This window comes from Methylocucumis oryzae (genome assembly GCF_000963695.1).
GTDB classification, from domain to species: Bacteria; Pseudomonadota; Gammaproteobacteria; order Methylococcales; family Methylomonadaceae; genus Methylovulum; species Methylovulum oryzae.
Genome location: NZ_LAJX01000212.1, coordinates 1 through 14,425 on the forward strand (window position 1 = coordinate 1; position 14,425 = coordinate 14,425).

Genomic DNA, 14,425 nt, shown 5'->3' on the forward strand with positions numbered 1-14,425 from the left:
AATAAATGGCTACCAACGTAAAGCGGGACAGGGTATTCAGGATGCAGGTGTTGGCAGCAGGGATGCTGCCACCAAGCCTACAGGGATGTATTTACGGGGTCCTGCACCCTGAATACCCTGTCCCAACTAAAGTGTGTAGCCCAATAAATGTTTGAGTGAGAAAGTCATAATCTTAAACGAACAGTAACCATGAATCGACGATTTCAGTACTCAACGCTAAGGATATGAACTGACTAAAGTTTATCATATCGCCTGTTTCAATCCATATAACCTTGACTTTACGATAAAGAAAGATCATCAACATGGCTAAGTGAAACACTTTCTGAAGCAGTTTCTGAATAAAAATGTGGCACACCTTTAACCCGTTCTTTTTCAATATTTAAATACTGCAAGCCTAACACAGTGGCGTTGCCTTCCTGCTGCACCCAAACAACTTTCACCTTACAATTCAACATTAAGCGTCTAAATTCGCATAACGTCACTGTTCCTGGTTTTATAGACACCACTTCTGGAATTTGAATCATCAACCCCGCTACCGAAGCATTCGACGAGAAAAAGCGATAGCATTTGCGATTAAAAATAATACGCCCTTGGTCTTTAAGCGTTTTCCGATAACTCATGCGCTTATTCGGCCATTTGCCAAATTGGCAATCAAGCGCCTTAAACTGCAAAGCTAATTCAAGTTCCCCATCGGATTGCTTGCCTAAGCGCACAACTTCTGCCTCCCCAGACAACTGCAATTCAGGTATAAAGATGTCAACCGTAGGCGTTTCCATTAAATACGCGTTTAAATGCTCAAGCTCTTCATCATTAAAACGTTTGACGAAACATGACTAATGCGCCTGAAATAGATAAATTTTGCACAACAACATCATGTTCCTGGGTTTCTATAAACACAACGCCTTTGATGCTAACAATTTTCCTATAAGGCCTTTTTAACAATGTGGTGGTCATAAATCTATTCTCGGCAGTAGTAAAAAATAACTATCTCTCTTTTATATTTATCATTCTGACACATTTTGTCTAGGATATTCATATATCAATCAACGCCATGAGCACGGGTATAATCGCTATTATGATTAAGCTACAATCGGTTAGGCATCAGACTCGCATAAGCCACTTAATTTAACTTCAGACAATCGACTGCTAACTTATACTTTACTTTATCAATGTTCAAGCATTTGCTAATAAGCTTTACATTACTACTCAGCGCTTGCTCGGCCATACCGCCTAAAACAAGCCATAACGTCTGCTCCGTGTTTTCCGAGCAACCGGAATGGTATTATGCAGCCGAGCTGGCTAGCCGACGCTGGAAGGTTCCAGTCACTGTGCTTATGGCGATTATGTATCACGAATCGGGTTTTGTCGCTGACGCCAAGCCACCTAGACCTTGGCTATTAGGTATTATCCCCTGGTTTCGCTCTAGCAGCGCTTACGGTTATGCTCAAGCGAAAGATGAAACCTGGTCAGATTATTTAACCGCCACGCATAATCCAGACAAAGACCGCGATGATTTTGCTGACGCTATCGATTTTATCGCCTGGTATTGCAGACTTAGTCAACGCAAGCTGAAAATTGCTGAAAACGATGCTAAACGTTTGTATTTGGCCTACCACGAAGGCCATAGCGGGTATTTACACAAAACCTTTATGCGCAAACCCTGGCTAATTCGCTATGCAGAAAAAGTAGCAACAACATCGACTCAATTTCAGCATCAATTAACCACTTGCAAATTGCAAACCGGCTAACCCTGTTTTTTTGTTATACTCATGCCGATTATCCGGGCTTAATCCCCCCTGATTTTTCGGTTACACACTTTAGCAGGGACAAGGTATTTAGGGTTCAGGTGTTGGCAGCAGGGATGCTGCCAYCAAGCCTACAGGGATGTATTTACGGCGTCCTGCACCCTGAATACCCTGTCCCGCCTTACGTTGGTAGCCCAAAAACGCACACTAGGCGTCCAAGTATTTTTCAGATACAGACATAAACAGGATATGGAGTTTTAATACACATGCTAAAGATGAGAACCTTTTTTATTTTAAGCCTAGGCGTTGTGCTAGGTGTTTTTATGAGCACCTGTGGCAGTGTTTTCGCCGAACGTGAAACCACGGAAGCAACCGCCGATAGCGAAACATTACCGTACGAAGAATTACGCACGTTTACTGAAATCTTCGGGCGTATTAAACGCGACTATGTCGAACCGGTATCTGATAAAAAGCTATTAGAGGACGCTATCCGAGGCATGTTAAGCGGTTTAGACCCTCACTCGGCCTATTTAATCGCCGATGAATATCAAGAGCTAAAAGAAGGCACCACAGGGCAATTTGGTGGCTTAGGCATAGAAGTCACCATGGAAAACGGCTTTGTTAAAGTCGTGTCACCGATAGATGACACGCCTGCGCAAAAAGCCGGTATTAAAGCGGGCGATTTAATCGTACGCTTAGATGATAAACCGGTAAAAGGCATGTCATTAGGCGATGCCGTTAAAATGATGCGTGGTGAACCGGGTAGCAAAAATATTGCTAACCGTCGTGCGTGAAGGTGAAGAAACGCCGTTAAAATTCACGATAGCCCGCGATATTATTAAAGTTAAAAGCGTGAAAAGCCGATTACTGGATAAAAACTACGGTTATCTTAGAATCAGCAGCTTCCAATCCAGCACCGGTGAAAACTTAAAAGAAGCACTGGCCAGCTTGAAAAAAGAAAATAAAGGCGATTTAAAAGGCTTAGTGCTGGATTTACGCAATAACCCAGGCGGTGTATTAAACGCTGCCGTAGAAGTCAGCGACGCGTTTTTGCGCAGTGGTTTAATTGTTTACACTGAAGGCCGTATTGAAAACTCGGAAATGCGTTTTAATGCATCTCCCGATGATTTAATTAACGACGCCCCGTTAGTCGTTATTATTAACTCAGGCTCAGCTTCAGCGTCTGAAATTGTCGCCGGTGCGTTACAAGACCAAAAACGCGCCATTATTATGGGTGAAAAATCCTTTGGTAAAGGCTCGGTACAGACCATATTACCGACTAGCAATGGTGCTGCGGTCAAATTAACCACGGCTCGTTACTACACGCCATCAGGCCGTTCTATTCAAGCCGAAGGTATAGAGCCAGACATCCCGTTAGCACATCTTAAACTGGAATCCCTCGATAAACAGGAATTTGCACCTGTTAAAGAAGCCGATTTGTCAGGCCATTTACAAAATGGTAACCAAAACAAAAAACCTGCGCTATTAGACAACGAGGAAGTAGACAGCAATAAAGACAGCCAGGCTAAAGAAAAAGATGACTGGCAAACAAAAGATTATGCCTTATCAGAAGCACTTAACTTGCTTAAAGGCATTAGCATCATGAGGAAATAATCTGTTCCTCGTTCCCACGCAGGAGCGTGGGAACGAGAACAAGATAGGATAATCTAGTCGGGTTAGCGTCAACGTAACCTGACACAAGCCACCTGGCTATGTCGGGTTACGGCTATCGCCTTTTTTGCCCTTTGGGAAAACCCAAACTAGCTTAAAAACACCGTAAGCGTTAATTGACCGATACTTGATAGTTAACAGAAAAATCAGCTAAACACGCTAAAGTATCATTCAATACTGCGCTATTCGCCGGTTGAAAAGCATCCACCCCTACTCTCGCTAAATAAAACGCTTGATCAGGAATAAATTGCCCCGTCGCGCGGAGCTCTCCGCTAAAACCATAACGTTCACGCAGCAGCCACGCGGTTGAAAATAACCGGCCATCGGCAAATTCAGGAAAATGTAACTCGATTAATTGCCAGTGCGATAAATCATCAGCAATAGACGCTACCTCATCCGCAGGGCCTAACGTAACACCAATAGCACCGTCACGCTTAACTAACTCAGGTTTATCTTGCTGCCAGCGCTGCAATGAGATAATTATGTTGCCTGTCGCTAGCGCGTCATCGTCACTCACTCTAAGCCATTGATCATCGACAAGCTGTTGATTTTTAATGAGCTGCATACACTCTCTCCTTAAATGGCTCTATGCCTACCCGATTAACCATTTGCAAAAACGACTCATCTTCTTGCCGTTGCTGAACATAAACCTCAAGAATCGCTAAAATCGTTTGCGTGACTTCATGTTTAGCGACAGACGGCCCTAAACGCTCACCAATGGCCGCCTCATTCTCAGACGAACCACCTAAAGTGATTTGATACCATTCAGTACCTTTTTTATCAACGCCTAAAATGCCAATATGTCCAACGCTTTGATGCGCACAGCCATTCATGCAGCCTGACATATTAATCTTCACGTCGCCTATGTCGTGAATATAATCGATGTCGTCTAAAGCTTGGTTAATTTCTTTCGCAATACCTATTGATCCGGCATTCGCCAAGGAGCAAAAATCAAGCCCTGGACAGCAAATCATATCGGTCACTGTGCCAATATTAGGCGTAGCCAAATTTAACGCCGCCAATTGTTGCCATAAGCTAAATAGCTCGGCTTGTTTGACATCGGCAAACACTAGGTTTTGCCTATGAGTGGTTCTTACTTCACCAAAGCTATAAGTATCGGCTAAATCGGCAACGGCATCTAATTGCTGGTCAGTCATATCGCCGGGCGCAATATCTTTAGCTTTTAACGATAAAAACACCGCACGATAGCCAGGGATTTTATGCTCAACGGTATTTTGTTTATACCAAAGCGCGAACGCTTTATTTTCGCTTAACACCTGAGCCAAGCTCGTATCTGCCTCAGCATCACTGTCATAAGCCGGTGCCGTGAAATGGTTTTTCAGCTCAGCAATGCGTTGCTCAGAAAGCTCTAAGCGGTCACGAATCTGTAACCACTCGTTCTCAACCTTATCGGTAAACTTAGCTAACCCAGTTTCCTTAACCAAAATTTTAATTCTGGCTTTATATTTGTTATCACGGCGACCATATAAATTGTAAATCCGCAATATTGCCTCTAAATACGACAACAAATGCTTTTTCTCTAAATATGGTTTTATCACTTGTCCAATGATAGGTGTACGCCCTAAGCCACCACCGACTAAAATTTTAAACCCAATCTCACCGGCGTCATTTTCAACTAAATGCACACCAATATCATGAAACTGAGTTGCTGCTCTATCATGACGCGCGCCACTCACCGCAATTTTAAATTTGCGTGGCAAATAATCGAATTCAGGGTGTAAAGTCGTCCATTGTCTAATCAGTTCACAATAAGGACGCGGGTCTTCGATTTCATCGACACAGACACCGGCTAAATGGTCTGTCGTGGTATTACGCATACAATTGCCGCTAGTTTGAATCGCATGCATTTGTACCGTAGCTAATTCCGCTAAAATATCTGGCACTTGCTCTAGCTTAGGCCAGTTAAATTGAATATTTTGCCGGGTAGTAAAATGACAATAGTTTTTGTCATAATGCCGTGCAATATGCGCAATTTTGCGCAGTTGTTGGGTGCTTAGCAATCCATAAGGCACAGCAATGCGTAGCATCGGTGCATGAGTTTGGATATAAAGACCGTTTCTAAGTCTTAACGCACGAAACTGATCGTCGTTAAGTTCGCCCTTTAAATACTGTTGCGTTTGCCTTCTAAACTGAGCGACGCGTTCATCGACAAGCGTTTGGTCAATTTCGTTATACTGATACATAGTAAGGTTTTACTGCCTTTCCCGCGAAAAATGATGGTCGTTCATCATATACTGCGCATTAGAAAATGACAAAATTTATTCGATTGGTGATAACATTAATAGTTACCATAATAATTGATAGTTGTTTTCTTACTTTAACCTTAAGGGGGATTGTGTGGCACGTTCTTTACTAGTGTTGTTTTTAATTCTGCTCATGCCGCAATTAGCATTAGCAGAAACTTTTGAAAGCCTTGACATGACGGGGACTCAGCGCGGCATATACTGCGTGTTGATTTTCTTAATTGCCTATGGCTTTGTCATGACCGAAGAGTTTACGCACTTGCGTAAATCTAAGCCAGTTATTTTAGCGGCTGGCATTATCTGGGCACATACCGCGTTATTAGCGCATGAAAAAGGCGTGTCGACGGAAGTGATGCACGCAGCGTTTGAACACGATTTAAAAGAATATGCCGAGTTAATGCTGTTCTTATTAGTTGCGATGACCTATATCAACTCAATGTCAGAACGCAACGTATTTGAAGCGTTACGCTCATGGTTAGTCAGAAAACAATTTGGCTACCGTAAACTGTTTTTAATCACCGGCGTCATCACGTTCTTCTTATCAGCTGTTGCTGATAACTTAACCGCCGCCTTATTAGTCGGCGCGGTGGTTATGGCGGTTGGTGCTGACAATGAAAAATTCGTCAGCATAGGCTTTGTAAACTTAGTCGTTGCGGCCAATGCCGGTGGTGCATTCTGTCCCTTCGGCGACATTACCACATTAATGGTATGGCAAGCCGAGTACGCTGAATTCTTTGATTTCTTTAAATTATTTATCCCATCCGTCGTCAACTACGGCATACCAGCAGCGGTCATGTACTTCGCGGTTCCGAATGAGCAACCAAAAGGTGCTGAAGAAGAAGCCGTACAGTTAAAACCCGGTGCACTCATTATCTGCTTCATGTTCTTGTTAACCATTGCCACAGCAGTAAGCTTTAAACAAGTCTTACACTTACCACCGTTTATGGGCATGATGGTCGGTTTATCGGTATTGATGATTTTTGGCTACTTCCTTAAAACAAAGTTTTATGTTGAAGGAGAAGCAGGTTTTGATATTTTCAACAAAGTCCGCCATGCAGAATGGGACACCTTGTTATTCTTCTTCGGCGTAGTATTCGCCGTTGGTGGTTTAGGTTACATTGGTTATCTTGAATTATTATCAGGCGCTATGTACGAAGGCTTAGGCGCAACCACCGCTAACATCTTAGTCGGTTTAATCTCAGCAATTGTTGACAATATCCCTGTTATGTTCGCCGTGTTAAACATGGGCTTGGATATGGATTTATACCAATGGTTATTAGTAACATTAACCGCTGGCGTAGGTGGCTCATTATTATCAGTCGGTTCAGCGGCTGGTGTTGCATTAATGGGACAATCTAACCATAAATACACGTTCTTTAGTCATCTAAAATGGACTCCTGCAATTGCCGCCGGTTATGCAGGTAGTATCTTTGTACACTACTTAATCAACGGCTAACGCTGTTCTTCCATACCCGTCGTTCCCACGCTTCGGCGTGGGAATACCTACCTCATCTCCTTCTAGGCAGCTTCTTAGAAGACGGATATATTCGCCTGCATTCCAACACCCCGTAATATCGACACTAAATTAAGTATTTAAGCATCGGAACGAGAAAAACCACTCTGCTTAATCATAAAATACACGACCGGTATTACCACTAACGAAAACAACGTCGAGGCGATGATACCGAATATAAAACTCCATGCTAAGCCCGAAAAAATCGGGTCTAACACTATCATCATTGAGCCTAACACAGCCGATGCAGCGGTTAAAAATATCGGAGCTAATCGAGTTGCTCCGGCTTCGATAATCGCCTCCGCTAAGCTCATTTCTGGATGAGTACGGTAAATGGTTTCGATAAAGTCGATTAAGATAATTGAGTTACGCACGACAATACCCGCTAACGCAATCATGCCTATCATTGCAGTAGCGGTGAAATATATCGGCGTGGCATAGCCTGCTACCGGGCTTGAGAATAAATTAATCAACCAAAAGCCTGGCATAATGCCAATCACTGTTAACGGTATGGCAATCATCATGATTAACGGTACCGACAACGATTGAGTTTGACCGACTAGTAACACATAAATCATGACCATTGCCGCGCCAAACGCTAAGCCTAAATCTCTAAAGACATCGACGGTGATTTTCCATTCGCCTTCACCGGCAAGTTCAGCGCTATACCCTTCTGGCAAAGGTTTTTCCGATAAGCTTCCCATCATGTCAAGTATGGCTTCGACCGGGCTACGGCCTGCCATTTCGCCGGTGATATAGGCTACGCGCTTAAGATTTTTATGATAAATCGTTTTGTCGCCTTGGTTGGTTTGAAAAGAGCCGATTTCACTTAAGCGCACTAACTGCCCTTTCGCCGTTGCGACGGTTAATGCTAACAGCTCAGCTTGTGACGAGCGCACGGCACGCGGCAGTTGCATATAAATCCATAGCGGTTGTCGTTCTTCTGCGATATGTAGCAAGCCAACTTTGCTACCTGCAACCGCCATTTGCAAGGTTTGCGCAATGCTTGCCGTGTTAATACCTAAAGCAGCGGCTTTGTCTTGGGCAACCTGATAATGCCATAGCGGGTAATTCGCTTCGGCAAAATCATCGACATCGACTACCCCTTCAGTCTGTGCTAACTCGCTACGCACACGCTGACTCACTTGAATCAGCTCAGCGTAGCTGGCTTCAGGTGGGCCGTAGACTTCAGCGACTAAGGTTGATAACACCGGTGGCCCTGGCGGCATTTCGACGATTTTAATAGTGGCATTAAATTGCTTAGCAATACGCTCAATGTCAGGCCGAATTCTTAATGCAATTTCATGTGAAGGTTGCGCGCGCTGTTTTTTCTCGGCTAACACAATGCGTATATCCGCAACATGAGCGCCTTGACGCAAATAGTAATGCCTTACCATACCGTTAAAATCCATAGGCGAGGCAATGCCCACATAACTTTGGTAGCTACTGACTTCATTCACTGTCGCTAAATAACGACCTAGTGTTGCAGCAACCTGGTCTGTGCTTTCCAATGAACTGCCTTCTGGCATATCTATCACAAGTTGTAATTCGTTTTTATTGTCAAATGGCAATAGTTTTAACGGCACGACGCGCGTGACTGCCATCATCGCCGATGCAACAAAAGCCAATAAGACCGCGAATAAAAACAACCACGCTTTGCGCTTACTGGCTAATAACGGCGCGAGGATAGCATGATAGAGCTTAAAACCACGCGTGTCTTGCAGCACAAAGCCGCCATGTTGCTTGCCATAATCGCCTTTTAATAAACGGTAACTGGCCCAAGGCGTCACGGTGAACGCGATGACTAGCGATAACAACATCGCGACCGGCACGTTAAACGCCATTGGTGCCATGTAAGGACCCATCATGCCGGTAATAAAAAACATGGGCACAAACGACATAATCACAGCAAACGTCGCTAAAATCGTCGGCGGCCGAATTTCATCAACTGCTGTCAGTAAGGCTTGAAGCGGCGGCTGTTTACGCATTTGATAATGTCGATGTATGTTTTCGACATCAACAATAGGGTCATCGACTAACAACCCTAGCGCCAAAATCAATGCGAATAATGTGACGCGATTAATCGTGTAGCCAAAAATGTAATCGCATAATAGCGTGATGGCGAATGTCATCGGCACCGCTAACGCTACGATGAAGGATTCTTTTAAGCCTAGCGACAACGCGAGCAAGACAATAATTGTTAAAATCGCTATCGATAAGTGCATGACTAGCTCATTCACTTTATGGTCGGCAGTCTCGCCATAATTGCGCGTAACCGTGACTAACACATCGTCTGGAATAACAGTAGCTTGTAACTGTTCGACCTGCGCTAACACGGCTTCGGCGACGCTAACCGCATTACTGCCTTTTCGTTTAGCAATCGCGATAGTTGTCATCGCGCGTTCAGTTCCAACTTCGGGCAGTTTTTCGCCGCCTAAACCTTGGCTTTGCGCTGCCGCAGGACCAAAACCAATACGCGTGTATTCATTAACATCAGCTGCCCCATCGTTAATCTCAGCCACTTCGCGTAAATGTAATAAGCGTCCATCGCGGGTGGTTTTGACGACAGTAGCGGCTACTTGCTCTAGCGTCGCGTAATAAGGCCCAGCTTCTAACACAATTTCATGATTGTCTCGCGTTAACGAACCTACATTGAGATTACGATTGTTTTGTTTGAGCGCTTGTTCTATATCGAATAACGTTAACTGCGCGGCCTCTAGTTTAGCGTTATCAGGATGTAACGTGAGTTGTCTTGGCGCGCCACCGACCACCCAACTTTTGCCGATATTATCCAGTTGGCGTAAATGCTCGATTAATTCATCAGCGACCCGGCGCAATTCGGTAGCATCTTTATCGCCATGTTTACCTGATAAGCTTAATAATAAAATCGGCACATCATCGATTTCTACCGGTTTGACTAACCATTGGCTGACACCAGGTGGAATCTTATCTTGGTTGGCTAATAGCTTATCTCGGGTTTTAATCAAGCTGTTTTCAAGATTTTCGCCAACGTAATAACGCACCGTGACCACCGCGCTACCGGGGCGTGACGCCGAATACACATATTCGACGCCTTGAATTTGTCTTAGCAAGACTTCTAATGGCGTTGTGACTTGTTTTTCAACTTCTTGGGCCGAAGCACCCGGCACGTCAACAAAGACATCCATGACCGGCACGATGATTTGTGGGTCTTCCTCGCGCGGCGTAAGCATTAGCGCAACCGCACCCGCTAATAACGAGATGAGCAAAAATAGTAGCGATAAATGCGAGGTGGTAAATAACCGAACAATTTTAACGGTTAAACTTTCTGTCGCTTCGGTCATTGTGTCAGTCCTGAGTTAAGCCAAATCACATCACCATCTTGTAAACCGGATAACACTTCGACCTGCTCACCGTAGTGTTTGCCGGTGCGGATATGGCGAACAAACCAATGCTTGCCGTCGATTCTTTTGACGGCTTGTAGCTGACCATAATGGATAATGGCCTGTTCTGGTATTAATAACACGGCTTGCTGGGCTTGGCAGGCAAGTTCTACCCAGCCTAAGCGTCCTTGTTGTAAGTTGTCAGTTTGAGGTAAACGTAGTTTGATTAACTGGCTACGCGTTTCAGGATTAGTTTCTGGCGCTATTTCATCAATTTCACCCGTTAAGCCTTGGGCTAAACCGTCAATTCGTACCGGGACACTATCGCCTAAGCGTAAACTCTGTGCACATGTCGCGCTAATCGCGGCTTCTAAACGTAAATCGTTAGGCTTTAATAACGTCAGTAACGGTTGACTGGCCATGCCCATATCGCCTGGCTCTTGTAAGCGTTCGCCAACAACACCAGAAAAAGGCGCATATAACACAGCCTCAGCCAACATGACTTGAGCTTGTTTAGCCGATTCAGCCGCTTGTTTAACCAAGGCGTCGGCGGTTTGGGTTTTCGCGATAACGGCATCGTATTGTTGTCGAGTTGCAGCTTGTTTTTGATAGAGCTCACTAAAAACGTTTAGCATCTGCCTTCGCTTCGGTCGCTTGTGCCTGTGCTGCCGCTCGTGCAGATTCGGCAGCTTGATAAGCGGCGGTTAAATCCCGGCTATCTAAGCGTGCCAACACAGCACCTTGTTTAACCCGCTCACCCGGATGTACCGTTATTTCGATAATACGTGCATTGAATTTAGGCGTAATTTTAACGGCTTGCCGCGAACGCACCGTGCCTTGCCACGCTAAGCTATTGTTTGCCACTTGGCGACTTAACGTGAATGTCACCGCGTTAGCAGGTAATAGCGGTAATACGGTTTCGTGAGTACCCGGCTTAATTTTTTCACCACCGCCAATAAAACCTAGCGCGTACAGAATAATCAGTAATAACCCAGTAATCGCCGATAACGAAATCAACCATTTCGACGAGGGTAATGAGAGATGCTTAGTCATGAGATACCTAGTGATAAAAACAGCGTTAAAATCCGCCGGTCGCTAATTGTAATTCTGCTTCAGCGCGTAGTGCGTCATAACGGGCAGAAATTTGCCGGGTATACGCTTTGTCACGCGCCACTTCTGCTTCTAAATAACGCGTCACGGTGACAACGCCGGCTTGTCGTTGTTCGTCCACTAAGCGTAACGCTTCATCAGCTGCGGTCACAGCAACACTAGCCACATCAACTCGATTTAACGCTTCTAATAAACGCAATTGCGCCGATTTTACGGCGTTTTCTATGATTAATCGTTGTTGCCGTAAGCCTTCTTGCGCACCGAGTAATTCACGCTCGGCAGCTTTTACTTTATTTTGCGTAGCAAAGCCGTTGAATAGCTCCACTTCGACTTGCACACCGACACTGACATTATCTCTATCAGTATCAAAGTCTGGGCTTTGATTATTAAAACCATAGCTGACATAGGCATCGGCACGCGGTAAATACGCGCTCTTTGCAGCCGCTACTTGTTGCTCAGCCAGCGCGACGCGTTTTGCAGCGGCGGCTAGTTCAGGATGCTGAGCTAAGGCTTTGTTTAATAAACTATCAAAGGAGCCAGGTGTTTTCGGCAAACTATCACTAGCTTGTTTAAGCAATAACGCGCCATCTGTCCATGCTAATAGAGTTTTTAACATGGAATTAGCTAACTCAATGGCATTCGCCGTTTGAATTTCACTTTCTTGCGCTTCTGCTAATTGCACTTGTAACGATAAGACATCTGATTTCAATACCGTCCCGGCGTGATAACGTAATTCTGATTGCTTTAACTCGCTTTGTACGGCGTTAATCGCGCGCTCTGCAACATTATGCGCTTCGATAGCGGCTAACTGACCATAATAAGCCGCAGTAATATCATTGATTAAGCGATTGCGTACCGCCACCATGTCGAGTTCAGAGGCTTTAACACTCAGCTCGGCAGCTTCAGATTGGTGGCTGTCTTGGCCACCACGATACAGCGCATAGCTCGCCGTGATTTGCTCACGAAAATTATTTACACCGCCTGGATGATTAAAATCCGTACCGGCAAAATTCAAGCGTCGCTGTGCGATTAGCATCGCAAACGCCTCAGCCGGATTATTGCTATGTTGGTAAGCCACACCTAATTTCACTTGCGGAAAAAATTCGCCATCGCCAAACCCAGTTGCGCTTCGGCTTGCTCAACGTTGGACTGCATACGGCTAAGCTCCGGGTTGTGAACCAGCGCGTAATCTATCGCTTGAGCTAAAGTCATAGTCGCATCTGGCGGCGAGGCGTGAGCTGAGGGGGTGAGAAAACAAACTAACAGTAATATTCTTAAGGCGTTCATGATGGTTACGACCGGGTAAGTACCTGACGACTACGATTTTTTTAACCGCATAATGCCCATGACTTTCAAAGGTAAGCGCTCATAAAACGGCTCACTTAAGCCTTTGCGTACTTTACGCATAAAATATTTTTCATAAGCAATTTTCGCCCAATGCACCCATTTACCCCTAGATGACCATTGCACGTTACGCGGTGGGATTTGCGGCATCGCTAAGAAGGCAATACCCGAGTCACCGAAATCCGCTAAACATAAAGCATTCCACGTGCCTTTATGGCTTGGCTCTCTACCCTCTAATTCTTCGCGGATGTTATGCGCTGTTGCGGTAACCATGGATTCAATCATATAGCCCGTTTTAGGTACGCCTGTAGGCACCGGGGTGGGTTTTTGTGGTGGAATCGCGATACAGACGCCAACGGAATAAATGTTTTTAAAACGTCGGATTACGCTGATAGTCATCGACTAAAACAAAGCCGCGCGGATTGGTTAGTTTTTCTATACCCAATAACGCATCCACGCCTTTAAATGCCGGTAACATCATACTGTGTTTAAACGGCAATTCGTGTTGTTTTTTGACTTGGCCGTTATCATCGACTTCGGTGACATACATGGTACCGTTTTCGACTTTATCGACCTTAGCATTACAAATCCAATCGATATGCTTATTGCGTAACTCGCTTTCTAACATGCCTTTAGTATCGCCAACGCCGTCTAAACCTAAATGACCGATATAAGGCTCAGAGGTAACATAGGTTATTTTAACTTTGTCGCGAATTTGACGTTTACGCAAATCAGTTTCGACGATAAACATGTATTCATAGGCCGGTCCAAAACACGATGCGCCTTGTACTGCGCCGATAATAATAGGGCCTGGGTCATCGACAAATTGTTGCCAACGCTCACCGGCAGGGCCAGCATGATCGACATGACATACCGATTCAGTATAACCGTGCGGCCCTAAGCCTTGAATTTCATCAAAAGCCAGTTTAGGGCCAGTAGCAATAATCAAATAATCATAATCTACTGTACTGCCATCTTCTAAGGCTACATGATTGTGCTCAGGATGAAAGCGCGCAACTTTTTGTTGAATAAAGGTAATTTTTTTCTTTTTGAAAACCGGTGCTAACGGCACTTTAATATCGTCAGGTTTACGCCAGTTCACACCAACCCAAGGGTTTGAGGGGACAAAATGAAACGTAGGCGTATCCGCGATAACAACAACTTCGTCCTCTTTACGCGCCAATTCTTTCATTTCAAATGCCATAGGAATGCCGCCAATACCAGCACCCACGATTACGATTTTAGCCATTACTTTTTCCTCATTGTTTAATTATTTTTTTAGAATGTTTCATCGTTCCCACGCTCTGCGTGGGAATGCACTGCAACCGCTCTGGCGGTGTGAAACGAGACGCAGAGCGTCCTGGCTACGCTCCCACGCTAGAGCGTGGGAGCGATGAACTGAATAGCCCTAACACG

Annotated in this window: 13 protein-coding genes and 1 pseudogene; 3 read left to right on the forward strand and 11 right to left on the reverse strand. The window is 44.8% G+C overall.

The genetic code is table 11. From position 1 onward, the window contains the following. Positions 1-278: 278 nt before the first annotated feature. Positions 279-776 (reverse strand): PilZ domain-containing protein, encoded by a 498-nt coding sequence (locus VZ94_RS17475; protein ID WP_045780203.1) that lies wholly within the window; start codon positions 774-776, stop codon positions 279-281. Between the two features lie 34 nt (positions 777-810). Continuing rightward, complete coding sequence (locus VZ94_RS26120) at positions 811-954, reverse strand: hypothetical protein (RefSeq protein ID WP_157844969.1); 144 nt, start codon at positions 952-954, stop codon at positions 811-813. A 215-nt stretch (positions 955-1,169) separates the two neighbouring features. Here VZ94_RS26120 and VZ94_RS17480 point away from each other — a divergent pair, with 215 nt between their 5' ends. Both VZ94_RS17480 and VZ94_RS17485 read left to right on the forward strand, forming a co-directional pair. Continuing rightward, the gene (locus tag VZ94_RS17480; RefSeq protein ID WP_045780204.1) at positions 1,170-1,748 is read left to right on the forward strand and encodes a transglycosylase SLT domain-containing protein; all 579 of its coding nucleotides are present in this window, start codon (positions 1,170-1,172) and stop codon (positions 1,746-1,748) included. Positions 1,749-2,011: 263 nt separating this feature from the next. Beyond that, positions 2,012-3,359: pseudogene (locus VZ94_RS17485) on the forward strand (S41 family peptidase). Positions 3,360-3,528: 169 nt separating this feature from the next. Here the strand turns inward: VZ94_RS17485 and VZ94_RS17490 are convergent. Both VZ94_RS17490 and VZ94_RS17495 read right to left on the reverse strand, forming a co-directional pair. Beyond that, positions 3,529-3,981 (reverse strand): DUF934 domain-containing protein, encoded by a 453-nt coding sequence (locus tag VZ94_RS17490; RefSeq protein WP_045780205.1) that lies wholly within the window; start codon positions 3,979-3,981, stop codon positions 3,529-3,531. Continuing rightward, positions 3,968-5,620 carry a nitrite/sulfite reductase gene (locus VZ94_RS17495; protein WP_045780206.1) on the reverse strand — a complete coding sequence of 551 codons (1,653 nt, stop codon included), beginning with the start codon at positions 5,618-5,620 and terminating at the stop codon, positions 3,968-3,970. Before VZ94_RS17495 ends, VZ94_RS17490 begins: the two co-directional genes overlap by 14 nt. 193 nt (positions 5,621-5,813) lie before the next feature. Between VZ94_RS17495 and nhaD the strand changes: the two genes are divergently transcribed. Continuing rightward, positions 5,814-7,136 carry a sodium:proton antiporter NhaD gene (gene nhaD, locus VZ94_RS17500; RefSeq protein WP_082081777.1) on the forward strand — a complete coding sequence of 441 codons (1,323 nt, stop codon included), beginning with the start codon at positions 5,814-5,816 and terminating at the stop codon, positions 7,134-7,136. Positions 7,137-7,273: 137 nt separating this feature from the next. Here the strand turns inward: nhaD and VZ94_RS17505 are convergent, their stop codons facing one another. Genes VZ94_RS17505 through VZ94_RS17520 form a run of 7 tightly spaced genes read right to left on the reverse strand, consistent with a single transcriptional unit; the run spans position 7,274 to position 14,258 of the window. Beyond that, a complete protein-coding gene (locus VZ94_RS17505; RefSeq protein WP_045780208.1) occupies positions 7,274-10,516 on the reverse strand; it encodes an efflux RND transporter permease subunit in 3,243 nt (1,080 codons plus the stop codon). After that, entirely contained in the window at positions 10,513-11,190 is a 678-nt protein-coding gene (locus VZ94_RS29530; protein ID WP_239650040.1) for an efflux RND transporter periplasmic adaptor subunit, read from the reverse strand. The genes VZ94_RS17505 and VZ94_RS29530 overlap by 4 nt, the downstream gene beginning before the upstream one ends. Continuing rightward, positions 11,174-11,608 (reverse strand): HlyD family secretion protein, encoded by a 435-nt coding sequence (locus VZ94_RS29535; protein ID WP_239650041.1) that lies wholly within the window; start codon positions 11,606-11,608, stop codon positions 11,174-11,176. The genes VZ94_RS29530 and VZ94_RS29535 overlap by 17 nt, the downstream gene beginning before the upstream one ends. 25 nt (positions 11,609-11,633) lie before the next feature. Continuing rightward, a complete protein-coding gene (locus VZ94_RS17515) occupies positions 11,634-12,755 on the reverse strand; it encodes a TolC family protein (protein WP_052700698.1) in 1,122 nt (373 codons plus the stop codon). After that, positions 12,752-12,952, reverse strand: a complete 201-nt coding sequence (locus tag VZ94_RS29540; protein WP_052700699.1) for a hypothetical protein — start codon at positions 12,950-12,952, stop codon at positions 12,752-12,754. Before VZ94_RS29540 ends, VZ94_RS17515 begins: the two co-directional genes overlap by 4 nt. 30 nt (positions 12,953-12,982) lie before the next feature. Beyond that, positions 12,983-13,408 (reverse strand): NAD(P)/FAD-dependent oxidoreductase, encoded by a 426-nt coding sequence (locus VZ94_RS32450; RefSeq protein WP_338040493.1) that lies wholly within the window; start codon positions 13,406-13,408, stop codon positions 12,983-12,985. Next, positions 13,380-14,258 carry an NAD(P)/FAD-dependent oxidoreductase gene (locus tag VZ94_RS17520; RefSeq protein WP_338040494.1) on the reverse strand — a complete coding sequence of 293 codons (879 nt, stop codon included), beginning with the start codon at positions 14,256-14,258 and terminating at the stop codon, positions 13,380-13,382. Before VZ94_RS17520 ends, VZ94_RS32450 begins: the two co-directional genes overlap by 29 nt. Positions 14,259-14,425: the final 167 nt, after the last annotated feature.